The organism is Amycolatopsis thermoflava N1165, assembly GCF_000473265.1.
GTDB lineage: Bacteria > Actinomycetota > Actinomycetes > Mycobacteriales > Pseudonocardiaceae > Amycolatopsis_E > Amycolatopsis_E thermoflava.
The window spans coordinates 857578-880449 of sequence record NZ_KI421511.1; the positions used below are offsets into that span (position 1 = coordinate 857578).

23 protein-coding genes are annotated in these 22872 nt (G+C 72.9%); 10 read left to right on the forward strand and 13 right to left on the reverse strand.

Going from position 1 to position 22872, the window contains the following annotated elements:
* Position 1: 1 nt before the first annotated feature.
* From AMYTH_RS43875 to AMYTH_RS50800, 8 genes are all read left to right on the forward strand, one after another.
* On the forward strand, positions 2-1630 hold the full coding sequence (locus AMYTH_RS43875; protein ID WP_051362524.1) for a dipeptide ABC transporter ATP-binding protein: 1629 nt from the start codon (positions 2-4) through the stop codon (positions 1628-1630).
* Positions 1627-2877 carry an acyl-CoA dehydrogenase family protein gene (locus AMYTH_RS0104345; protein ID WP_027929258.1) on the forward strand — a complete coding sequence of 417 codons (1251 nt, stop codon included), beginning with the start codon at positions 1627-1629 and terminating at the stop codon, positions 2875-2877. The genes AMYTH_RS43875 and AMYTH_RS0104345 overlap by 4 nt, the downstream gene beginning before the upstream one ends.
* Positions 2878-2880: 3 nt before the next feature.
* Positions 2881-3921 carry an LLM class flavin-dependent oxidoreductase gene (locus tag AMYTH_RS43880; protein WP_051362525.1) on the forward strand — a complete coding sequence of 347 codons (1041 nt, stop codon included), beginning with the start codon at positions 2881-2883 and terminating at the stop codon, positions 3919-3921.
* Positions 3922-3944: 23 nt separating this feature from the next.
* Positions 3945-4814, forward strand: coding sequence for an LLM class oxidoreductase (locus AMYTH_RS0104355; RefSeq protein WP_027929259.1), 870 nt, complete (start codon positions 3945-3947; stop codon positions 4812-4814).
* Complete coding sequence (locus tag AMYTH_RS0104360) at positions 4811-6103, forward strand: NtaA/DmoA family FMN-dependent monooxygenase (protein ID WP_027929260.1); 1293 nt, start codon at positions 4811-4813, stop codon at positions 6101-6103. The genes AMYTH_RS0104355 and AMYTH_RS0104360 overlap by 4 nt, the downstream gene beginning before the upstream one ends.
* A gap of 90 nt (positions 6104-6193) precedes the next feature.
* On the forward strand, positions 6194-6415 hold the full coding sequence (locus AMYTH_RS0104365; RefSeq protein ID WP_027929261.1) for a biotin/lipoyl-binding carrier protein: 222 nt from the start codon (positions 6194-6196) through the stop codon (positions 6413-6415).
* A complete protein-coding gene (locus tag AMYTH_RS0104370) occupies positions 6412-7692 on the forward strand; it encodes a family 4 glycosyl hydrolase (protein ID WP_027929262.1) in 1281 nt (426 codons plus the stop codon). Before AMYTH_RS0104365 ends, AMYTH_RS0104370 begins: the two co-directional genes overlap by 4 nt.
* A 51-nt stretch (positions 7693-7743) precedes the next feature.
* On the forward strand, positions 7744-7872 hold the full coding sequence (locus tag AMYTH_RS50800) for a hypothetical protein (RefSeq protein WP_267283877.1): 129 nt from the start codon (positions 7744-7746) through the stop codon (positions 7870-7872).
* 9 nt (positions 7873-7881) lie between these two features.
* On the opposite strand, the gene AMYTH_RS0104380 is transcribed toward AMYTH_RS50800, so the two are convergent.
* On the reverse strand, positions 7882-8913 hold the full coding sequence (locus AMYTH_RS0104380; protein WP_027929263.1) for a carbohydrate kinase family protein: 1032 nt from the start codon (positions 8911-8913) through the stop codon (positions 7882-7884).
* A 7-nt stretch (positions 8914-8920) separates the two neighbouring features.
* Positions 8921-9376: a nuclear transport factor 2 family protein gene (locus AMYTH_RS0104385; RefSeq protein ID WP_027929264.1), complete on the reverse strand. Its 456-nt coding sequence runs from the start codon at positions 9374-9376 to the stop codon at positions 8921-8923.
* A 173-nt stretch (positions 9377-9549) separates the two neighbouring features.
* Between AMYTH_RS0104385 and AMYTH_RS0104390 the strand changes: the two genes are divergently transcribed.
* A complete protein-coding gene (locus tag AMYTH_RS0104390; protein WP_027929265.1) occupies positions 9550-10461 on the forward strand; it encodes an MBL fold metallo-hydrolase in 912 nt (303 codons plus the stop codon).
* On the opposite strand, the gene AMYTH_RS46905 is transcribed toward AMYTH_RS0104390, so the two are convergent.
* The 4 genes from AMYTH_RS46905 to AMYTH_RS0104410 all read right to left on the reverse strand — a co-directional run bounded on the left by AMYTH_RS46905 (position 10430) and on the right by AMYTH_RS0104410 (position 13619).
* On the reverse strand, positions 10430-10777 hold the full coding sequence (locus tag AMYTH_RS46905; RefSeq protein WP_051362526.1) for an antibiotic biosynthesis monooxygenase family protein: 348 nt from the start codon (positions 10775-10777) through the stop codon (positions 10430-10432). The genes AMYTH_RS0104390 and AMYTH_RS46905 overlap by 32 nt on opposite strands.
* Complete coding sequence (locus tag AMYTH_RS0104400) at positions 10774-11712, reverse strand: 3-hydroxyacyl-CoA dehydrogenase NAD-binding domain-containing protein (protein ID WP_027929266.1); 939 nt, start codon at positions 11710-11712, stop codon at positions 10774-10776. Before AMYTH_RS0104400 ends, AMYTH_RS46905 begins: the two co-directional genes overlap by 4 nt.
* Complete coding sequence (locus AMYTH_RS0104405) at positions 11699-12799, reverse strand: acyl-CoA dehydrogenase family protein (protein ID WP_027929267.1); 1101 nt, start codon at positions 12797-12799, stop codon at positions 11699-11701. Before AMYTH_RS0104405 ends, AMYTH_RS0104400 begins: the two co-directional genes overlap by 14 nt.
* 169 nt (positions 12800-12968) lie before the next feature.
* Positions 12969-13619, reverse strand: coding sequence for a TetR/AcrR family transcriptional regulator (locus tag AMYTH_RS0104410; RefSeq protein ID WP_027929268.1), 651 nt, complete (start codon positions 13617-13619; stop codon positions 12969-12971).
* Positions 13620-13718: 99 nt separating this feature from the next.
* Here AMYTH_RS0104410 and AMYTH_RS43890 point away from each other — a divergent pair, with 99 nt between their 5' ends.
* Positions 13719-15125, forward strand: coding sequence for an MFS transporter (locus AMYTH_RS43890; protein ID WP_051362528.1), 1407 nt, complete (start codon positions 13719-13721; stop codon positions 15123-15125).
* Between the two features lie 96 nt (positions 15126-15221).
* Here AMYTH_RS43890 and AMYTH_RS43895 read toward each other — a convergent pair whose 3' ends face one another.
* Genes AMYTH_RS43895 through AMYTH_RS0104450 form a run of 7 tightly spaced genes read right to left on the reverse strand, consistent with a single transcriptional unit; the run spans position 15222 to position 22872 of the window.
* Entirely contained in the window at positions 15222-16103 is an 882-nt protein-coding gene (locus AMYTH_RS43895; RefSeq protein ID WP_051362529.1) for a DUF1684 domain-containing protein, read from the reverse strand.
* On the reverse strand, positions 16096-17043 hold the full coding sequence (locus AMYTH_RS0104425; protein ID WP_027929269.1) for an aromatase/cyclase: 948 nt from the start codon (positions 17041-17043) through the stop codon (positions 16096-16098). Before AMYTH_RS0104425 ends, AMYTH_RS43895 begins: the two co-directional genes overlap by 8 nt.
* 23 nt (positions 17044-17066) lie before the next feature.
* Entirely contained in the window at positions 17067-17849 is a 783-nt protein-coding gene (locus AMYTH_RS0104430) for an SDR family NAD(P)-dependent oxidoreductase (RefSeq protein ID WP_027929270.1), read from the reverse strand.
* Positions 17850-17887: 38 nt separating this feature from the next.
* Positions 17888-19498: an ABC transporter ATP-binding protein gene (locus tag AMYTH_RS43900; RefSeq protein WP_051363015.1), complete on the reverse strand. Its 1611-nt coding sequence runs from the start codon at positions 19496-19498 to the stop codon at positions 17888-17890.
* Positions 19492-20331 (reverse strand): ABC transporter permease, encoded by an 840-nt coding sequence (locus tag AMYTH_RS50145; protein WP_037323351.1) that lies wholly within the window; start codon positions 20329-20331, stop codon positions 19492-19494. Before AMYTH_RS50145 ends, AMYTH_RS43900 begins: the two co-directional genes overlap by 7 nt.
* Before the next feature lie 5 nt (positions 20332-20336).
* The gene (locus tag AMYTH_RS0104445) at positions 20337-21299 is read right to left on the reverse strand and encodes an ABC transporter permease (RefSeq protein WP_037322258.1); all 963 of its coding nucleotides are present in this window, start codon (positions 21297-21299) and stop codon (positions 20337-20339) included.
* A 1-nt stretch (position 21300) separates the two neighbouring features.
* Positions 21301-22872 (reverse strand): ABC transporter substrate-binding protein, encoded by a 1572-nt coding sequence (locus tag AMYTH_RS0104450; protein ID WP_027929272.1) that lies wholly within the window; start codon positions 22870-22872, stop codon positions 21301-21303.

Sequence of the window (22872 nt, forward strand, 5' to 3'; positions counted from 1 at the left end):
GATGACAGCGGTACTCACCGTTCGCGACCTCGGCGTCGACTTCGCGCTGCCCGGTGCGGTGGTCCACGCGGTGCGCGGCGCCGACCTCGACGTGGGCCGGGGGGAGGTGCTGGCGCTCGTCGGCGAATCCGGTTCGGGCAAGAGTGTCACCGCCGCGGCCGTGCTCGGCCTGCTGCCCCGGACCGCGCGCATCGCGAGCGGCAGCATCCGGTTCGAGGGCACCGAACTCGTCGGCCTGAAGGACCGGCAGCTCAACACCTTCCGCGGCGCCGGGATCGGGATGATCTTCCAGAATCCGGTGACCTCGCTCGACCCGTCCTTCACGATCGGCAGCCAGCTCGGCGACACCGCGCGGCTGCACCTGCGTGTCTCCCGCGCCGAGGCCCGCGATGTCGCGCACACATGGCTCGACCGGGTGGGTATCCGCGACGCGGACCGGGTGTTGCGCGCCTACCCGCACGAGCTGTCCGGCGGGATGCGCCAGCGGGTCATGATCGCGCTGGCCGGGTTGTCCGGTCCCCGGCTGCTGATCGCCGACGAGCCGACCACCGCGCTCGACGCGGCGGTGCAGAAGCAGATCCTGGATCTGGTGCTGGACCTGGCCGGCGAGACGAAGACGGCGGTGCTGCTCATCACGCACGACTTCGGCGTGGTGTCCCACACCAGTTCCCGTGTCGCGGTGATGCGCGAAGGCGTGATCGTGGAGACGGGCAGCACGGCGCAGGTGCTCAACGCGCCGCAACACCCCTACACGCGCACGCTGATCGACGCCGTCCCGGAGATCGGGCGGCGGTATCCGCGCGCCGACCGGGCCTCGTCCGGCGACAAGCCGGTGCTCGAACTGCGCGCAGTGTCCAAGGAGTTCGTCGCGGGCGGTTTCGGCACCGGGCGGCACCGGTCGGTGGTGCGGGCCGTCGACGACGTCTCGCTCAGCGTGCACCGCGGCGAGATCTTCGGTCTCATCGGCGAGTCCGGCTCGGGGAAGTCGACGCTCGCCCGGCTCGCCGGCGGCCTCCTCCCGCGCACGGCGGGGACGGTCACCTTCGACGGCGCCGACATCGGCGACTCCGGCGCCCGCGATCTGCGGCGGCGGTTCCAGTACGTGTTCCAGGACGCCGCCACGGCGCTCAACCCGCGGATCACCGCGGGTGAACAGATCGCCCGTCCACTGCGGAGGCTCGGCAAAGCCGCCTCCCGCAAGGAAGCGACCGCGCAGGTGCACCGGGCACTGGAGCTCGTGGGTCTGCATCCCGGCCACGCCGACCGCTACCCGCGGGAGTTCTCCGGCGGACAGCGCCAGCGCGTCGGGATCGCGCGGGCGATCGCGCTGGAACCGGAGTTGCTGATCCTCGACGAGCCGACCTCCGCGCTGGACGTCTCCACCCAGGCGGCCATCCTCGACCTGCTGCTGGACCTCAAGGCCGAACTCGACCTGACGTACCTGTTCATCGGGCACAACCTGGCGATCATCGCCTCGCTGTGCGACCGGATCGGCGTCATGCGCGGGGGCTCGCTGGTCGAGACGTTCCCGGCGGGCGACCTGTTCGCCCCGGAGCGGCACCCGGACACCCGTGCACTGCTCGACGCCGTACTTCCCATCGCATCCACCCGAGACAGAGAGGCATCATGACCGCCACCGGCGAACGCACCACCCTGACCTACCTGCGCCCCGCGACGGCATCCGCCGAGGAGCTCTCGGCCCGCTTCCAGCCGGTCTTCGACCGCGTGGCGGAGGGCAACGTCGAGCGCGAGAAGAACCGCGTCTTCCCCCACGAGCAGGTGCGCTGGCTCAAGGAGGCGGGCCTGGGCCGGGTGCGGATCCCGGTCGAACACGGCGGCTTCGGCGCCTCGCTCGAGCAGACCTTCGCCCTGCTCGCCGATCTCGGTGAGGCGGATGCCAACGTCGCGCACATCTGGCGCAACCACCTGGCGTTCGTCGAGGACCGGCTCAACGCCGCGCCCTCGGCCACCAACGACCGGTGGATCCGGCGGTTCCTCGACGGCGACTTCGTCGGAGGCGGCTGGACCGAGGCCAACAACGGCACCTTCGCCACCCTCAAGACCACCGTGCGCGAGGACGGCGGCCGGTGGCGGGTGAACGGCGCCAAGTTCTACGCCACCGGAAGCCTCTACGCCGACTGGCTCGACGTCCTCGGCAAGGGCGAGGGTGACACCGTGCTGACGGCGCTGGTGCGCCGGGACGACCCGGGTGTCGAGCTGATCGACGACTGGACCGGCTTCGGGCAGCGCACCACGGCCAGCGGCACCGCGAACTACCGCGACGTGCCGGCCGAGGACGGCGACGTCTTCCCGGCGGGGGAGCGGTTCGTCTACCAGGGGCACTTCTACCAGACGGCGATGCTGTCGGTGCTGGCCGGGATCACGCGCGCGGTGGTGCGGGACGGTATCGCCGCGCTGAAGGCCCGCGGCCGCAACTACCCGCAGGCGCTGTCGCCCGTGCCCGCCACCGACGCGCAGCTGTTGCAGGTCATCGGAGGGGTCTCGGTGCACGCCTTCACCGCGCGGGCCGCACTGAGCGCGTCGTCGCGCACGCTCGACCTGGTCGCCGCGGCGCACGCGGCCGGCGACGAGGAGGCCCGGAAACAGCGGGTGCTCGAGGCCGAGGTGGCCACGGCACAGGCCCAGCTGGCGATCATCGACGCCGCACTGCAGGCGACGACGACGGTGTTCGACGCGCTCGGCGCCTCCGGCGTGTCGGAGAACCTGTTGCTGGACCGGCACTGGCGCAACGCGCGCACGCTGGCCTCGCACAACCCGCGCGTCTACAAGGCCCGCATCCTGGGCGACTGGCTGGTCAACGAGACCGACCCGGTGCCCAACCTGGCGGCGCTGGGCCGTGGGGGCCAGGGCGACTGATCCATGCCTGCACCGCTGAGAATCGGCTTCGCGCTGAACTTCCGGACCTCCTCGCGGGACATCGATGCCGTGGCTCGCGTCTACGAGGAAGTGCTCGACACGATCGCCTACGCCGACCGGCTCGGGATCGACAGCGTGTGGGTGGGCCAGCACCACTTCGACAACACCGACGGCCCGTTCGCCTCGCCGCTGCCGTTCCTGGTCGCGGCGGCCGCCAGGACGTCGCACATCACGCTCGGCACCGGTATCACCACCGTGCCGTTCGAGGATCCCGTCCGCCTGGCCGAGGACGCCGCGGTCGTCGACGCCCTGACGCACGGGCGGGTCCACCTCGGACTCGGCACCGGCGGCGCGAACCTCGACGGCTTCGCCGCGTTCGGGTTGCGGCCGGAACAGCGGCACGCGCTGTTCGGCGACAAGGTGGCCAAGCTGCACGCCGCCCTCGAGGGGCGTCCGTTGTCCGGTGGCGCGGACGGGCCTCGCCTGTACCCGCCGGGAACCCGGGTGCGCGGGCAGCTGTGGCAGGCGGCCACGAGCCTGGCCGGCGCAACGGCGGCGGGAGCGGCCGGCGACGGGCTGCAGCAGGGCGCCTTCTTCGATCCCGCGGACACCGGTCAGGCGCCCAAGGTGCGCGCCTACCTCGAGGCGTGGCAAGGCGCCCGGCCGGACGAGGCGCCGCGCGTGGCCGTGTTCCGGTTCGTCTACCCCGGACGGGACAAGGAGACCGTGCTCCGCGAGGTCGAGCCGGTGCTCGGGCCGCGTCTGGCTGCGCTGGCCGAACGGGCGGCGCTCAGCGGAAACCCGGCGCTGCGCGGGTTGAGCGTGCGGGAGTACCTCGACCTGGTCCCGTTCCACGGCTCGCCCGACGACATCGCCGAGCGCGTCGCCACCGACCCGGCGATCGCCGCGGGTGCGACGGACTTCGTCGCCAACTTCTCCTACCGCGACGAGTTCGACGTCGCGAACGCACAAGCCCGCGTGCACACGCTGGCGACCGAGATCGGGCCGGCGATCGGGTGGCGGCCCGCGGTCGCCCTCCGATGAGCGTGCCTGACGAAAGGACCCCGATGCCTGCTCCCTACCTCGCACTCGGACTCGCCGGGCCGCACCTCGTCGAGCTGACCAGCAGTCCGGGCCTGCTCGCCCGGTGGGACGCGCTGCCCGCGGCGTTCACCGTTCTCGGGCTCGACCGGGTCGACGGAAGCGCACCGGCCGGGCAGACCCTGGACAGCAGCGCGGTGGGCGCCGCCCTGGCCGGCCGCACGACCCGGGGGCGCTTCCTGATCGTGGCGAGCCCGCAGCGCGATCACCCCTACAACCTGGCCCGGCGCGTCGCCTCCCTCGGGCACCTGTCGCGGGGCCGGAGCGGGCTGCTCGTCGGCGTGCGGGACGCCTACGCGGCTCCCGAGCGGGCCACCCCGGCCAGGGCCAACGACGCGGCTCGCGCGGTCCGGGCGCTGGAACAGAGCTGGCCCTACGACTCGATCGTCGGGGACCGGGAAACCGGGATCCTGGTGCGCTCGAACGAGATCGTGCACGTCGACCTGGGTGGCGAGTTCCCGATCGCGGGACCGCTGAACGCGCCGGAACCGCCCACCGGTGCCTCGGTGATCGCCTGGTACGGACCCGGAGCGGTCAGCCCAGGCCCGGTCGACCTGGTCATCGGGGAGGGCGGGTCCGTCGCCGTCACCCCGCTCGGCGAGACGCCACCGCGCGATGCCGCCGGCGTGCTCCTGCGCGCTGCGCCCGGGCAGACGGCCGACGAGCTGCTGACGGCCGCGGAAGAGCTGCTGGCCGAGGGGTTCCGGCCGGTCGGTGCCGGCCCGTTGCGCGCGGCGCTCGGGTTGGCCGCCCCACCACGGCGGGCGGCCGGGCGTGCCGCGTTCCCCGTTCCCCAGCCGAATCCGTCGCTGTCGACCCCGAGGAGCCGTTCATGACCGACCGCCGCACGGGGCACGTGATCCTGGGCATCAACGTGCTCGTCCTGGGCTACCTCCCGGCCGCCTGGCAGTCACCGCTGCTGAAGAAGGACTCCTTCGTCGATCCCGCGTACTGGGAGACCATCGGTCGGACCGCGGAACGCGGCACGCTCGACGCGATCTTCCTGGCCGACGGCCCGCTGCTGGGCGATCCGGCCCACGACGCGAACCCGATCCGCCTCGAGCCCACCGTGAACTGGGGTCACGTCGCCGCGGCCACCGAGCGGGTCGGGCTCGTGGCGACCGCGTCCACCACCTTCAACGATCCGTTCGAGCTCGCCGAGCGGCTGCTGTCGTGGGACCACCTCTCCGGCGGTCGCGCGGGGTGGAACATCGTGACCACGCGGGGGGCGACCGCGGCGCGGAACTTCGGCCTGCCCGACGTGCCACTGCGCGACGACCGCTACGACCGCGCCGCGGAGTTCGTCGACGTGGTGCGCGCGTTGTGGGACTCGGCGGTCACCGGCGAGGACATCAGCCACCGCGGCGAACTGTTCCAGCTGGACGGGCGGTTGCGGGTACCCCCCTCCCGGCAGGGCAGCCCGGTTCTCCTGCAGGCCGGTGGCTCGCCGAAGGGACGGGAGCTCGCCGGCCGCGTCGCCGAGGGGGTGTTCGCGGCCGAGCTCACCAAGGACAAGGCGATCGAGCACTACCGCCTGGTCAAACGTCTTGCCCGGGCCCACGGCCGGTCGCCTGACGACGTCAAGATCCTGCCCGGTCTGCTCCTGACACTGGGCAGCACCGAGGAGGAGGCCCGCCGGCGCAACGACGAACTCCACGACGCCGGGCCCGCGGCGTACTCGGTGCAGTGGCTCTCGCAGTCGATCGGGTACGACGCCTCGAAGCTCGAACTCGACGAGCCCTTCCCCGAAGAGGTCCTCGCCGCCCCGGCGGATCCGCAGACGTTCCAGGGCAGCATGGGTTTCCGCGAATCGATCGTCGCGCAGATCCGCCGCACCAACCCGACGGTGCGCGAGTACCTGCGGCAGACGCGCTACACCGGCTCCGGGCACGCGGGTTTCGTCGGCACGCCGGAGCAGCTGGCCGACCACATCGAGGACTGGTTCCACTCCGGAGCGATCGACGGGTTCAACCTCCAGCCCGATGTGCTGGTCGACGGGCTGGAGGTGATCGCCGACGAACTGGTGCCCCTCCTGCGCCGGCGGGGGCTCTACCGGCACGACTACGAAACCGACACGCTGCGCGGCCACTTCCGGGCCGCTTCGCCGACCCCGCGCTTCGACTGAGCCGGGCGCCCGGCGCGGATGCTCAACACGATCGCGAGCGCTGAGACCGGACTCCAGCGGTATTCCAGCGCTGCCTGCTTCCCTGGTGGGGTGGCCGAGCGAATTCACGCGGAGATCGTCGCCAAGGTGATCGAGGTTGCCCGGGGCGAAGGGGCCGACCTCGCGGCGGGTGATGCGGTCCTGCTGCTGGAGTCGATGAAGATGGAGATCCCGGTGCTGACCGGGACCGCCGGCCGGCTGAGCCACCTGGCGGTGGGCGTCGGTGACGTCGTCCAGGAGGGCGATCTCCTGGCCGTCATCGAGGTGCCGTGAGGCTGACGATCATCGGTGGTGGCGGGTTCCGCACACCGCTCATCCACCGTGCCGTCGCGGGGTGGGGCGCGGTCCGGGAAATCGCCCTCTACGACAGCGATCCCCGGCGGCTCGCGGCCATCGGCGCGGTCCTCGGAGACCAGAACGTCGTGCCACACACCGATCTCGACGCGGCGCTGGCGGGTGCCGACTTCGTGTTCTGCGCGGTGCGCGTGGGCGGCACGCGGGGGCGTGTGCTCGACGAACGCATCGCCCTCGACTGCGGCGTGCTGGGGCAGGAGACCACGGGCGCGGGCGGGCTCGCCTACGGGCTGCGCGGCGTTCCGGTGCTGACGGCGCTGGCCCGCCGCATCGCGGAGCTGGCGCCCGCGGCGTGGGTCGTCAACTTCACCAATCCGGTGGGCCTGATCACGGAGGCGATGGCGGCGGTGCTGGGGGACCGGGTGATCGGGATCTGCGATTCCCCGGCCGGCCTGTTCCGGCGTGTCGCGTGGCTGCTCGGCGTCCCGGAGGAGCTGGCGTGGTTCGACTACGCCGGACTGAACCACCTGGGCTGGCTGCGCGCGGTCCGCGTCGCCGGCGCTAACCGGCTGCCCGGGCTGCTTGCCGGGGACCGGCTCGGCGGGATCGAGGAGGGCAGGCTCTTCGGCGTGCCGCTGCTGCGTGAGCTGGGCATGATCCCGAACGAGTACCTGCAGTACTACTACGCCACCGCCGGGGCGATCGAGAAGGCGCGGAGAGGTCCCACGCGGGGCGCGTTCCTCCACGAACGCCAGGAAGCGTTCTACCATGCCGCCCGGGCGGAGCCGTCCGCGGCGGCACGGCTCTGGGCCGACACGCTGGCCGAACGGGAAGCGACCTATTCGTCCGCGCCCGCGCCGGCGAGCGGGGAACCCGCGGGCGGCGGCTACGAGGCGATGGCCGTCGCGGTGATGCGGTCCCTGGCCGGCGACGGCGCGGCGACCCCGGTGCTGAACGTGCGCAACCGCGGCGCCCTGCCCGGTCTGCCCGCGGACGCGATCGTCGAGGTCCCGTGCCTGGTGGACACCAACGGCGCGCACCCGATCGCCGGGGACCCGCTGCCGGAGGCGCAGCTCGCCCTGGCCCGCGCCGTGAAGACCGCCGAGCGGACGACGATCACCGCGGCACTGACCGGTTCGCGGGCGCTGGCCGAGGACGCCTTCGCGGCGCACCCGCTGGTGGGCGACCGGTCGGTGGCGCGGCGGCTGGTGGCCGGGTACCGGGCGGCGCATGTGGAGTTGCGGGCGCTGCGCTGAGCGGGGGTTGGGGCTGTCGTCGGAACCGTTCGGCCCGCCCGCGGCGTGCGCGTGATCGGTTCGCGGGCGCTGGCCGAGGACGCCTTCGCGGCGCACCCGCTGGTGGGTGACCGGTCGGTGGCGCGGCGTCTGGTGGCCGGGTACCAGGCGGTGCACCCGGAGTTGCCGGCGCTGCAGTGAGGGCGCTCGTCACCCCCGCTCGCTGACCGCCGCCAGCGTCGCGCTCGCCCGGCGGACCGGGACCAGGCGGTGGCTCGGCAGCAGCCCCGCGACGAACGCGTAATCCTGCCGCAGCTCCTCGTCCGCCTCCCGCCACCAGGTGGCGATGTCGTGCCAGCCCGGCGCCGCCAGCGAGCCCCCGAACTGGCGCACCGACAGCGAAGCGCACAGCGTCGCGAACCGGACCCGTTCGGCCGGTGTCCATCCGGACAACGTGCCCAGCACGAACGCCGCCGCGAACACGTCGCCCGCGCCCGTCGTGTCGATCGCCTCCACCGGTAGCGCCGGGACCGACACCACCTCGCCGCTCGCCCGGTCCGCGGCCACCACACCGTCCGCGCCGCACGTGATCGCCACCAGCGGCACGTGCCGGAGCAGCTCGCGCAGCGCCGCCTCGACCGTTCGCTGCCCGGTCAGCGCCAGCGCCTCGTCCCGGTTCGGCAGGAACACGTCGCAGTGTCGCAGCTGGTCCAGCGCCTGCTCGCGGCACGCCGCCGACAGCTCCCACCCGATGTCGGCGAACACCAGCCCGCCCGATTCGCGCGCGAACCGCAGCCAGTTCTGCTCTTCGGTGCCCAGGTGGACGAAGTAGGCCCGCGCCCGCGGCGGCCGCCCGATCGCGGTGTCCAGCGGCACCGGCCCGTCGTGGGCGTGGGTCACCATCGTCCGTTCCCCGTCCACCACCAGCGACACCGTCACCGGGGAGTGCCAGCCGGGGAACCGCAGGGACCGTTCCAGGTCCACCCCCTCATGCGCGGACAGCACGTCCCAGCAGTAGTCGCCGTAGGCGTCGGTGCCGAACATCGCGGCGAGTGAGGTCGACAGGCCGAGCCGGGACAGGGCCACCGCGAGGTTCGCGATCCCGCCCGGGCTCGACCCCATCCCCGGCGCGCGCACCTCCGTGCCCAGTGCGGGAAACCCGCGCAGCCCGGTCAGGATGACGTCGAAGAACACCGTGCCGGCGCAGAAGACGTCCACCGGCCCGGAAGCCTTGCCCGTCATGGCGGTGTCAGGACGCGCGCCGGGCCGAGGGCACCAGCAGCAAGTCGTCCCGCGTGATCGAGCGCGACTGCGTGAGCAGCTGCCCGTCGCGCACCACCAGGACGTCGTCGACCAGGCACGTGGGCAGCAACGTCACCGAACCGTCCGCGTGCGTGAGGGTCACCAGCGCGTAGTAGGACACCGTCACGGTGTCCTCGCCCGAGGGCTCGATGAGCAGCTTGTCGAACCAGTGCCGGGGCACGACACCCTGGTGCTGGGCGAAGTTCGCCCGCAACGACTCCACGATCGCGGCGCGGCCGCGCACGTCGTCGTCGCGCGACGCGTGGTGCATCCGGCCGTCCTCGGTGAACGTCGCCGCGAACCCTTCGACGTCGGCGGCGTCGAGCAAGCGGATCTGCCGGGCGAAGAAATGCTGCACCTCGGCGTAAACGCGGGCGCGGTCGGTGACATCGATGTGCGGCATGGGCCCTCCTGGCTCGGTGAATCTCCGGCCGAGCCTGGCCGCGCCGCCTGGAGGCTCGCTGGAGGCGTGGTCGATGAGACCATCCGGCGACTGCAGCTTCCTTCGACCGCGATTCGACCACCCGCTGCGAACCTGCCCTGGTGTGGAAGGGATCCACCGGATCGGAGAGTGCCGTGACCGCCACTTCGGAACGTCTCGGGCAGATCGAACAGGTCGCCGAGGGCGTGTACGCCTACGTCCAGCCCGACGGCGGCTGGTGCGTCAACAACGCCGGGGTCGTCGTCTCCGGCGGGGAGTCCGCGGTCATCGACACCGCGGCGACCGAACGGCGCGCGCTGGGACTCAGGGCCGCGGCTTCGGGCGTGGGCGCAGGCAGGCCGTCGGTGCTCGTCAACACCCACCACCACAGCGACCACACCTTCGGCAACGTGTTCTTCGCGCCGGAGACGTTGATCGTGGCGAACGAGCCGACCCGCGCCGGGATCATCGAGAACGGCCTGAACCTGCAACAACTGTGGCGTGACGTGGAGTGGGGCGCGGTCGGCGTGCGGCCCCCGGTCGTCACCTTCGAGGAGTCGCTGACCGTGCGGATCGGCGATCTGCGGCTGGAGCTGATCACCGTCGGCCCGGCGCACACGGTCGCCGACACCGTGGTGTGGATCCCGCAGCGGCGCGTGTTGTTCACCGGGGACGTGGTGATGAGCGAGGTCACCCCGTTCACGCTGATGGGCTCGATCAGCGGGTCGGTCGAGGCACTGGAGGCGTTGCGGCGCCTGGATCCCGCGGTCGTCGTGCCGGGGCACGGCCCGGTCGCCGGACCGGAGGTCATCGACGCGAACCTGGCCTACTTCCACCGGATCCGTGACCTGGTCGCCGGCGCCGCCGGGCGCACGCCCCTGGAGATCGCGGCCGCCGCCGGGGCGGGCCCGTTCGCCGGGTGGCTGGACAGCGAGCGCCTGGTGCCCAACATCCGCCGCGGCCTGGCCGAGGCCCAGGGGCTCCCGCAAGGGGCGCCCCTGGACATCCTCGAAGCCTTCGGTGAGATGGTCACCTTCAACGGGGCGGCGCCTGCGTGCCATGCGTGAGCGGCACCGACTCACGGGCGGCCAGGGTGGCGAAGAAGTCCGGCGCCACCTCGGTCAGCTCCTTCAGCTCGGCGAACCAGCCGAGCACCTCGGGGGAGCGCCGGTCGGCGGCGGCCTGGTGCGCGTCCAGGTCCCGCCACTCGGCGAGCATGCAGTACTTCTCGGGGTGCCGGTGCGACTGGAAGAACCGCAGCCGCACGAACCCGTCCTGCTCGCTCATGTAGGCCGCGATCAGGTCGATGATCTCCCGGAACCGCACCGGGTCCCCGGTGACCGTGATCGGGTTGATCATCGTGGTGGTCGTGAACTCACTCATCGGGCTTCCTCCTCCTCGTCGCGCAGCGCGGCCAGGACCGCCAGCTGGCGGCGGTCCCGTGCGGCGACCCGCTGCTCGTAGCCGTCCGTGCCGTAGGCGGTCTCGGTCTGGGCGATCAGCTCGGCGATGCCCTCGTCGTCCAGATCCGGCGTGCCCAGCTGCGACCAGCCCGCGGCGAGCCCGGCGCCGATGTGGCCGAACCACTGCCGGATGCCGCCCGGCCCGCCGCCGAGGTGCAGCGCCTGGAACGGGCCGACCACGGCCCAGCGCGGCCCGAGCGAACCGGTGATCGCGTCGTCGATGTCGGCCGCGGTGGCCACGCCCTGCTGGACCAGGTGGATGGCCTCCCGCAGCAGGGCGGTCTGCAGCCGGTTCGCGATGAACCCGGCGATCGGCCGCCGCAGCACCACCGGCGTGCGGCCGAGCGCGGTGAGGAACTCGGTGGTGCGCTCGACGAGTTTCGGCTCGGTGTCCGGGCCGCCCAGCACCTCGACCAGCGGGATGACGTGCGGTGGGTTGAACGGGTGCGCGACGAGGACCCGGCCGGGCTGCGCGAGCCGCGCGCCGATCGCGTCCGGCAGCAGCGTCGAGGTGGACGACAGCAGGAGCGCCTCGGCAGGCGCGGCCTGTTCCACCGCCGCGAACAGCTCCTGCTTGTCCGCGAGCCGTTCGCTGATGCTCTCCAGCACCACCTCCGCCCTGGTGACCGCCTCGGCGACGTCCGTCGTCACGGTGAGCCGGGCGAGCAGCGCGTCGGCGTCGGCGGCCAGCGCGGGCGCGTGCAGGCGGATCGCCGCGGTGACCGACTGCGCGGTCTCCGCCCGGCGCACCGCGACCCGGACCCGGTAGCCGGCGTCGGCCAGCAGGGCGGCCCAGCCCGCGCCGATGGTCCCGCCGCCGAGAACGGCGACGGCCGGGGAGTCAGTCGTGCTCATCAACACTCCTTCTGTCGGTGGACTCTTCGAGAAGCTGGAGCCACGCCGCTGACGCCTTGTCGAACCGCAGCGCGACGTGGCTGGAGGCGGTGTGCACGTCCCGCCAGAACCGTTGCAGTGGACGGTCCCGGGACTGCCCCGCGGTACCGGCGGCGGTGACCAGCCGGTCCACGGCACTCACGAGCAAGGACGCGGCGAGCGCGCTGTCGCGCAGGCCGCGTGCCACCTCCGCCGGGCCGGCGCCGCCCCGGTCGGCGGTGACCGCCACGCGGTGCAGCAGCAGGTCCGCGGCGTCGGTCTCGCCGTCGGCGCGGGCCACGCCCGCCGGGGCTGGGGAACCGGGTCGCAGGGTGCGGCGGAAGTCGTCGAAGGCGCCGCGCGCGGCGCCCAGCAGGGGAGCGGTGAACGTGAGCCCGCTGATCGCCCGCAGCGGGACCTCGAAAACCGGGCCCGGGTTGCCTGCGCTGTGGCCCGCGGCGGCGTCGGCGCTGCGGAACACCCGCTGCGGCGGCACGAGCACGTCGTCGAGGATCAGTGTGTGGCTCGCGGTGCCGCGCATGCCGACGGTGTGCCAGCTGTCCGCGGTCGTGAAGTCCGCGCGCGGCACCGCGACGAACACCGGGCCCCCGTCTTCGGGGCGGGTGCAGGCCAGCGTCCAGTCCGCCGTGTCGATCCCGCTGGTGTAGGGCCAGCGCCCGCTGACGCGCCAGCCCTCCGGCGTCGACCTGGCCCGGCCACCCGGCACGAGCGCCGCGGCGACGAGGACGTCCGGCCCCTTGTCCCACAGTTCGGCCTGCCCGTCCTCGGGCAGGTACGCGCCGAGCCTCGCCGAGTAGGCGAACAACGAGGCGAGCCACGCCGCGGAGGTGTCGCCCCGGCCCACTTCGGCGACGGCGCGGGTCAGTTCGGCGAAGCCGCCTTCCCCACCGCCCCAGCGGGCGGGCACGAGGTGGCGGGCGAACCCGGCCGCCACCACGGCTTCCACCGTCTCCGGGCCGACGGCGCGGTGCTCGTCGGCGTGGCCGGCATGCCGCTCGGCGACGGCGCGGGCGTGGCCGGCGTCGAGGACGTGGGGGTCGGCTGCCATCCGCGTCTCCCTGGTGTGATCGGGGGTTCCGCGACGGCGGAACCGGGCACGCCCAGGGTGGCGGTGGTGGCTGGAGATCGGGTCGAGCGGCGATCGCGCTCGGGGTCAGCCCAGCTCTGAGTCAGCTCAGCTCTGAGTCAGCTCAGCTCTGAGTCAACTCAGCTCTGAGTCAACTCAGCTCGGGGGCGTCCCGGAAGACGAGCTCCGGCCAGGTCGCCGCGCCGCCGGTCAGCGTGGTGGCGCCGGGGGCGGCGAGCCCGTCCAGGATCACGTCGAGGAACCGCAGCTGCAGCTCGCCGGCCCGGGCCGCGTCGATGCTCGGCGCCGAGCGCAGCTGCGTCAGCAGCAGGTAGATGTCGGCGGAGGTGACGCCGTCGCGCAGCGCGCCCTGCCGGTGCGCGGCGTCGACCAGCGCGTCCATCTCGGCGCGCAGACCCGCCACCGCCTCGGCGATCTCGCCGCCGTCAACGGAATTGCCGATCAGCACGAACAACGAGCACGAACGCGCCTCGACCATGCAGCGCATGAACCGGCGCAGCGCCGACCAGCCGTCGGGCTCCTCGTCCCGCGCCGCGCGGGCCTCCTCGGTGGCGCGCCGCATCGCGCCGAGGCACATCTCCCGGAGCAGGTCGGTCTTGCTGGGGTAGCGGCGGTAGATGCTGCCCATGCCGACGCCGGCCCGGGCGGCCACCGCGGAGACGGGGGCGTCCCAGCCGTGTTCGATGAACACGTCGCGGGCCGCGGCGAGCACGGTCACGTCGTTGCGTTCCGCCTCGGCGCGCCGGCCACCGGCGGACGGTTTGCGAGCCACGGTTGCCACGCCGCGGAGTCTACAGGAGCGGATCGTTCCGTTCGATCGACAGCGAGGCATACGGAACGGTATGCTCCGTTCCGTTGAATCCTCATCCAAGGAGCTTCCGTGACCTCGGAGACCAGTACGTCGTCCCCGCCCGCACCGGCCCGCCAGGCGACCGGCCTGATCCTCGCCGTGTGCTGCGCGGCGCAGTTCATGGTCGTGCTCGACGTGTCGATCGTGAACGTCGCGCTGCCCACCATCCGCACGAGCCTGGGCTTCGACGCGCCCGGCCTGCAATGGGTGGTCAACGCCTACACGATCGCGTTCGCCGGGTTCCTGCTCCTCGGCGGCAGGCTCGCCGACCTGTTCGGCAGGCGGCGCACGTTCCTCACCGGCATCGCCGTGTTCACCGCGGCCAGCCTCCTGGGCGGGCTCGCGAACTCCGCGACCCTGCTCGTCGTCGCCCGGGCGATCCAGGGCCTCGGCGCGGCCGTGGTCGCGCCGGCGACCCTCACCGTGCTGGCCACGACGTTCACCACCCCGGAGACCCGGGCGCGGGCCTTCGGCATCTGGGGCGGTGTGGTCGGCGCCGGTGGCGCGGTCGGGTCGCTGGCAGGCGGTCTGCTGACGGGTCTGCTGTCGTGGCGGTGGATCCTGTTCATCAACGTGCCGATCGGCGTGGTGCTGCTCGTGCTCGCCGCCCGCGTGGTGTCCGATGTGGACACGGGGCGGCGCGGGCGCACGCTCGACGTGTGGGGCGGCCTGTCCGCGACGGTCGGTGTGATGGCACTGGTCTACGGGATCGTCGGCACCGAGGCCCACGGCTGGGCCTCGGTGCACACGCTCGTCGCGCTCGGCGGCGGTGTGGTGGTCCTCGCCTTCTTCGTGCTCGACCAGGCGCGGCTGGCCAAGGATCCGCTGCTGCCGCTGAGCATCTTCCGGCACCGCAACGTGGTGGCGGCGAACCTCGTCGTGTTCGCCAGCGGGGCGGCGCTGTTCGCGATGTTCTACTTCCTCACGCTGTTCCTTCAGCAGGTGCTCGCGTACGGGCCGGTCGCGGCCGGACTGGCCTACCTGCCGCTCGCCGCGGCTCTCACGGTGTCGGCGCGCGGATCGGCGAAACTGCTGCCGAAATGGGGACCGCGGACCCTGCTGCTGGGCGGGCTCGCGCTGACCGCGATCGGGCTGGGCTGGCTGGCATTGCTGACCACCACGTCGACGTTCGCCGGGGGAGTGCTCGGACCGACGGTCGTCGTCGGCATCGGGCAGGGCGCGGTGATGGCCTCGGCGACGATGGCCGGGACCGCGGGCCTGCCGATGAACCAGGCCGGTCTCGCGTCCGGGCTGATCAACGCCACGCGCCAGCTCGGTGGCGCGATCGGCCTCGCCGCGCTGGCCGCCGTCGCCGCGGGCGCCCGGAGCCCGGAGTCGGGGTATGTGCTGGCACTGGCCATCGCGGCGATCATCGCGGTGGTGGCGCTCGCCGCCGCGGCGGCCGCTCCGGGGAAGCCGCGGTCCGCGGCCGGGTGATGCTGGGGGTCGTGGGGCGCCCCGGCGCCCCACGCACCGCGAAGAAGGAAGGGGTGCCTCGTTCGTCGAACGAGGCACCCCTTCTTGGCAAGCGGCTCAGCGAGCCCAGGCCGACGGCTGCTCCATCCACAGCGGCAGCTGCTCACCGGCCTCGACCGCGACCGGGAGCGTGTTGCCCGGCGGGGGAAGCGCGCACGTGGTGTACGGCGAGAACCCGCACGGCCCGTTGACCGTGCGGTTGAAGTCCAGCTCGAACTCGAACGCGCCGCCGTTCGCGCTCGCCGGCCGCGGCGCGAACACCAGCCGTGCCCCGGCGAACGTGGTGACCCCGCTGGTGCGGTCCCGGAACGGGATGTGCAGCTCGTGCTCCGGTCCGGCGTAGACCTCCAGTGCGTGTTCCCCGTCGGCCAGCTCGAACACCACACGTCCGAAGATGCCCAGGTCCTTGACCTTGTTCTCGACCACCGAGCGCAGCACCACCGGGCGGCGGCCCTCGTAGGGCTCGTACCGCGCCGGGACGATCCACTTCGGATCGAACGGGTAGGTCGGGATCCCCAGCTCGAACCGCCTGCTCGCCACGTACGGGTCGCGCGGCTGGATTCCCAGCTGCGCGGGCTGGGACGTCTGTGCGGGGAACAGCACCGGGCTGATCGCCACGTCGCCGTGGCGCACCGCGCGGATGTCGCGCGGGCGCGCGACGTCGAAGACCTCGGCGACCCCGTCGACCGGCCGCTCGTCGACCACCAGGCCGTCCCCGGCGGCGGCCCGTACCAGGATGCGCCGCGAGTCCTCGACCCACCATGAGCCGGGCACGTCGTCGAAGCTCTCGGGGCGGTCGCCGAGCCAGTACAGGCCGACGGGGGAGAGCAGGCCGTAGGGCTCGCTCAGGAAGTCCAGCCAGGCGCGGCGGAACTCGGTCCACTCGGCGTGCAGGCGCGCGGCGGACCGCGCTGTCCCGGCCGCGGGCAGATCAGACACGGCTCGCCTCCACGTTCTGCTTGGCCAGGTTGAGGGTGGCCAGGCTGTTGGTGCCCAGCGCCTCGCGCACCTTCCGGCGCGCCGACGCGAGCGTGGCCTGCGGTCCCAGTATCTCGGTGACCTTCTCCGGCCGGAGGACGACGGTGTGCCGCGAGGTGGCCTGGACCCCGTCGCCGGTCTCGGTGAACCGCCACCGTCCGGTGTGGGCGGACATGATCGGCGGGACCGTGGTCTGCTTGTAGACGATGCTCTCGCCGGGGAAGCACACGCGGACCGACTTGGTGGTGTGCACCGAACCGTCGGCCGAGCGGGTGTCCATGTCGATCGTCTGCACGCCACCGGTGTCCTCGGTGAACGCGAGCCGGGCGACGTGGGGCAGGCGTTGCTCCCACAGGTCCGCGCGGTACACGAAGTCGTAGACCTCGGCCAGCGATCCGCGCACGGTCACCGAGTCCTCGAACGAGAACACCAGCTCCGCCCGCCGCTCGCCGAGCTCGGCCGCCGCGCGCAGGGCGTCCAGCTCGGCCCCGGTGTTGCGGTCGATCGCCGCGGTGACCCACTCCACGTGGGCGGGGTCGTCGTTCTCGACGGAGAAGTCGTGCCGGAACTCGACCAGCGTCGTGCCGTCGCCGCCGTCGCCGATGAGCCACTCGCCGCCCATGCCCAGCACCGGCGGTGAGCTGACCTCCTGGCGGAAGGCGACGCGCAGCGCGACCGGGTCGAGCTCCCGCCGCGAGGTCCAGTCACGCACCTCGCCGTTGGCGAAGGCCCAGATCCGCAGCAGCTCGGTGCGGTCGTCGCCGCCGAGTTTCTCGACGTGCACGGTGGGGGAGAAGGTGTGCGGCCAGCCGGAGGTGTCCGCGACCAGGTCGTAAACCACCCGTGGTGGCGCCGCGATCGCCACCGTGTGGTGGGTGTGATGGAGTGCTGGTGTCGGCATCGTTGCTCCCTTGGTGTCGTGGTTCAGTAGTTGCCCAGCCCGCCGCACACGTTGAGCGCCTGCGCGGTGATGGAGGCGGCCACGTCGGAGACGAGGTAGCCGACCAGGCCGGCGACCTCGTCGGCCGTGGCGTAGCGGCCGAGCGGGATCTTGGCCTGGAACTTCTCGAGAACGTCGTCTTCGGACACCTCCCAGTGCGCGGCGTAACCCTGCCGGACCCGTTGCGCCAGCGGGGTTTCCACGTAACCGGGGCACACCGCGTTGACCGTGATGCCGGTCTTGGCCAGCTCCAGCCCGACCGCTTTGGTGAACCCCACGACGCCGTGCTTGGACGCGGAGTACGGCGCGCCGAGCACCACGCCCTGTTTGCCGCCGGTCGAGGCGATGTTGACGATGCGGCCGGCCGGCCCCTCCAGCAGCCGCCCGGTGGTCAGGACCTCCTTCGTCACGCGGAACACGCTGGTGAGGTTGGTGTCGATCACGTCGAGCCACAGCTCGTCGGCGATCGTTGCGGTCTCGCCGCCGCCGTTGCGCCCGGCGTTGTTGACCAGCACGTCGATCCGGCCGTACTGCTCCGTGGCGGCGGTGACCGCGCGGTGGATGTCCTCGGCCGAGGTCACGTCCGCGGTGGTGCCGGAGACCTCCAGCCCCTCGCCGCGCAACTTCTCCACCACCGTCGCGACGTTGCCCGCGTCGCGGGCGACTCCGAAGACGGAGACGCCCCGCTCCGCCAGCGTCCGGGTGACGGCGAGGCCGATGCCGCTGGTCGCGCCGGTCACGAACGCCACATTCGGGGAATAGCTCACTGTGGTCCAGCTCCTTCGGTGAGACGACGGTTTCGCCCTCAGCGTGTGCCCGCCGGGTACAGGCTGTCTGGAGTCGCTCTCGAAGCAGTCGCCGCCTTCGGGATCGCATCCAGCAACTCGCGCGTGTAGTCGTGGCCCGGGTTCGTGAACAGGGCTTCGGTGGCGCCGGCCTCGACGATCCGGCCCCGGCGCATCACGGCGACCCGGTCGCACAGCTGGCGCACCACGGCGAGGTCGTGGGAGATGAACAAGTACGCCAGGCCGAACTCGGCGCGCAGCTCGGCCAGCAGGTCGAGGATCGCGCTCTGCACGGTGACGTCCAGCGCGGACACCGGTTCGTCGCACACCAGCAGCCGCGGCTCGAGCGCGAGCGCCCTGGCGATCGCCACCCGCTGCCGCTGCCCACCGGACAATTCGCCGGGTCTGCGGGTGAGCAGGTCGCGCGGCAACCGGACCAGGTCGAACAGCTCGGCCACCCGGGCTCGCTGGGACCGGCGGTCGCCGATCCCGAAGGCTCGCAACGGTTCCGCGACGCTGCGCCCGGCGCTGAACCGTGGATCCAGCGCCGTGTAGGGGCTTTGCTGGATCAGCTGCACCGTCCGGCGCAGCGCCCGCAGACGGCCCCCGCTCGCCGTCGCCGTGTCCGTCCCGTCGAGCACCACCCGGCCCGCCGACGGGCGGTCCAGGCACGCGATCAGGCGCGCCACCGTGGACTTTCCGGACCCGGACTCGCCGACCAGACCGAGCGCCTGGCCCGGAGCGACCGCCAGGGTCACCCCGTCCACCGCGGGGGTCTCCTGGCCGGGGAAGCTGCGGCGCAGCTGCTCCACCTCGACGAGCGGGTGCGAGCGATCCGTGGCGGGCGGTTCGGGCGCCCGCCCACCGGGGACGCTCGCGACCAGCGCCCGCGTGTAGTCGTGCGCGGGACGACTGAGGATCAGTCCCGCCGGGCCGTGCTCCACGATCTCGCCCGCGCGCATCACGAGCACCCGGTCCGCCCGCTCCGCGGCTACGGCGAGGTCGTGGGTGATGAGCAGCACCGCGATGCCCAGCTCCCGGCTCAGGCCGCCCAGGTGGTCGAGGATCACCCGCTGCACCGTCACGTCCAGCGCGCTCGTCGGCTCGTCGGCCACGATCAGTGCGGGCTCGGCGGCCAGGGCGATCGCGATCAGCACGCGCTGCCGCATTCCGCCGGAGAGCTCGTGCGGGTAGCGCCGGGCCAGTTTCGCCGCGTCCGGCAGGCCGGCGGTGGTCAGCAGCTTCACCGCATCCGCCGCGGCCCGTTCCCCCGCCGCGAGGCGGTGGATCCGGCGCACCTCGGCGACCTGTTCACCGATCCGCTTGACCGGGTTGAGATAGGCCAGCGGGTCCTGTGGGACGAGGGCCACCCGGGAGCCGCGCAGCTGCCGCATGCGCGACTCCGCCGCCCGGGTCAGCTCCTCGTCCCCGAGTGAGATGGTCCCGCCGGTGATCCGGCCACCCGGGGGCAGCAACCGCAGCACGGCGTGCGCGACGGTGCTCTTGCCGGAGCCCGATTCGCCCACCAGCGCGACGGTCTCGCCGCGGGCGACGGTGAAGTCCACGCCCCGCACCGCCTCGGCGCCGCCGTAGGCGACGCGCAGACCGTCCACACGCAACAGCGTCACCAGGACTCCCGTCGCCGTCGTTCCAGTGCCCGGGCGACGCGGTTGGTGGACAGCACCACCACAGCGATCACCAGCCCGGGGAAGGTCGTGAGCCACCACGCCGCGCGCAGGTAGTCGCGGCCGCCGGCCACCAGCGCGCCCCACTCCGGGGTCGGCGGCGCGGCGCCGAAGCCGAGGAAGCTCAGCGCCGACACGGTCAGCAGGATCGAACCGATGTCCAGTGCGGCCAGCGACAGCACCGGACCGGCCGAGTTCGGCAGCACGTGCGTCACCAGCACACCGGGGCCGCGCACCCCGCCGCCACGGGCCGCGGTGACGAAGTCGGCGTGGCGCACCGTGAGCACCTCGGCCCGGGTCACCCGCGCGAAGTTCGCCACGCTCACCACACCCACCGCCACCGCGACCTGCAGCACACCGAACCCCAGCGCGGTCACCAGCGCGAGGGCCAGCAGCAGGCCGGGGATCGCGAGCAGCACGTCCATCAACCGCATCAGCGCGCCGTCCAGCCAGCCGCCGGCGTAGCCGGCGAGGGCGCCGATCACCGCGCCCGCGACCAGTGCGACTCCGACCGCGACCACGGTCGCGCTGAGTGAGAGCGCCGCGCCGTGCACGACCCGCGCGTAGAGGTCGCGGCCGAGGTAGTCGGTGCCGAACCAGTGCTCCGCGCTGGGCGGCCGCAGCCGCTGCGCGGCGACGCCCTGGATCGGGTCCTGCGTGGTGAACAGCCGCGGCGCCAGCGCCCATGCGACCACGACCAGCAGCACGAGCACCGACAGGACCAGACCGGGTTGCCGCGCCAGCGCGCGCAGCCGGGACCGGGACCGGGTTGCGGCCAGGGCGGTCACCGCGACCTCACCACCGGGCGGACGCGCGGGTCCAGCAGCGGGTAGATCGCCTCCACCACGAGGCTGACCACGACGTAGACCACCGCCGCGAGCACGACCAGGCCCAGCACGACGGGCAGGTCCTGGTTGGACACCGCGTCCACGGTGACCGCGCCGAGCGCGTGACGCCCGAACACGGTCTCCACCACCACGGCCCCGCCGAGGAGGTTGCCGACCAGGATCCCGGTGATCGTCACCGCGGGCAGGCTCGCGTTGCGCAGCGCGTGGCGGAACAGGATCCACACCCGGCTCGCGCCCTTGGCCTGCGCCAGCTGGACGTAGGGCTGCGCCAGCGTCTCCCGCAGGCTCCGGCCCAGCACCTGCGCGATGATCGCCGCGGTCGGCACCGCGAGCGTGATCGCGGGCAGCACCAGGCTCGCGAACCCGTCCCCGCCGGTCGCCGGGAACAGCGACCAGTGGAACGCCAGCAGCTGCAGCAACAGCAGGCCGAGCCAGAACGACGGGATCGACACACCCGCCGCCGGCACGGACTCCAGGACCTGGCGGAGGAACCCGTTGCGGGTCAGTCCGGCGAGCAGGGCGAGCGCGACACCGGCGCCCAGCGCCAGCAGCAACGCGAACGCGGCCAGGCCCGCGGTCTGCGGCAGGGCGCCCAGGACCAGGCCCCGCACCGGTTCCCCGGTCTGCACCGAGGCACCGAAGTCACCGGTGACCGCCCGGCCCAGCAGCGTCAGGTACTGCTCCCACAGCGGCCGGTCGAAGCCGTAGGCGCTGCGCAGCTGCGCGGCCTGCGCCGGGTCGATCACGGCCGTGTCACCACCGGCCTTCTGCGCGAGCATCAGCGTGACCGGGTCGCTGGGCAGCAGGTACAGCGCGACGAACGCGCCGGTGAACGCCGCCCACACGACGAGCACCGCCTGACCGGCGCGGCGCAGCGCCCGGGACAGAACGCCCGGCATGTCAGGACAGCCAGGCGTCGTAGAACGAGACGCCCGAGGTCGCGGTGAACCCGATCCCGTGCACCTTGTCGCTCACCCCGATGACCAGCGCCTGCTCGTTGACCGGGATGACGTGCGCGTCCTCCACGAGGCTGCGCTGGGCGTCGGCCGCGGCCCGCTGCCGCACCTGCGGGTCCAGCGATCCGGCCTGCGTGGCCAGCGCCGCCTTGAGCGGGTCCGCATCTGTCAGCTGCGCGCGGCCGAACAGCGTGCGCAGCACGTCCGGGTCGGCGCGTGTCGAGTTGAGCAGGAAGAAGTCGAAGTTGCCCGCGGCGAACTGGGACTGCAGCTCGGAGATCTGCAGCTGCCGCAGGGTCAGCTCGATGCCGACGGTCTTCAGCTGTTGCTGGATCAGCTCCAGGCTCTGCGGCCTGCCGAAGATCACGTCCAGGCTCAGCCGGACGCCGTCGCGGACGCGGACACCGTCGGGTCCGGGACGCCAGCCCGCCGCGTCCAGCAGTGCCTTAGCCCCGTCGGGGTCGTAGGCCAGTGCTGTGCCGAGGTCGGTGTAGCCGGGCGTGGTCGAAGACAGCACGCTGGTGGCCGCCCGGTACCGCGGGCTGAGGAACGTGGAGATCACCTCGGGGCGGTTGACCGCCTTCTGCAGCGCCTGCCGCACGGTCTTGTCCTGCAGCACCGGGCGCCGCTCGTTGGGGTAGAGGCTCAGCACCACGCCCGGGTTGTTGTGGCTGAGCAAGGTGAACCCGTTGCCGTCGAACTGCGGCTCGTCCTGGGGCGCGATGTTGCTGCTCACGTCGAGCTGACCGGAGGACAGGCTGCCGGTGCGGGTGGCGGCCTCGGGCAGCACCTTGATCTCGATGCGGTCCAGGTAGGCGTCGCCGGTGTGCTGCCACGAAGGCGGGCCCCACGCGTAGCCCTGGCGCTTGGACAGCACGATCTCCTGCTTGGCGGTGTAGGAGGTCAGCACGAACGGGCCGGTGCCGACGATCTTGCCCGCGCAGCGCTCGGCCGCGGGCACCGCGAGCGAGCCACGCGACAGCACGGCCAGCGCCGGGGTCGAGGTGGCCTGGAGGAACTGCGCGTTGGGCGACGCGAACGTAACGGTGACGGTGCGCGGGTCGGGGGCGGTGACCGCGGTGACGCCGGCGAGGTTGGCGCCGGAGTTGCTCGCGGTGGCGCCCAGTTTCGTGATCCCGTCCAGGTTGTCCTTGACCACGCTCGCGTCCAGCGCGGAGCCGTCGCTGAAGGTCACGCCCTCGCGCAGGTGGAACGTGAAGCTCTTCGCGTCCGGACTGACCTCCCATGACGAGGCCAGTGACGGCACGATGTCGCCCGAGCGCGGGTCCTGGTAGGTCAGCGACTCCAGGACCTCGAGGTTGGGGCCTTCCCCGGCCTGCTGCGGGTCGAGGCACGAGGGCGTGTAGTCCAGTCCGAAGCGGAGCGTCCCGCCCGGACGCGGGGTGCCGGCGTCGCCCGTGCTGCCCGTGGAACTCGCCGAGCACGCGGCCAGGGCCGAGGCCGCGGCGACCGCCAGCGCGAGCGCGCCGGTGCGCCTGTGCGCGATCTTTCGCAT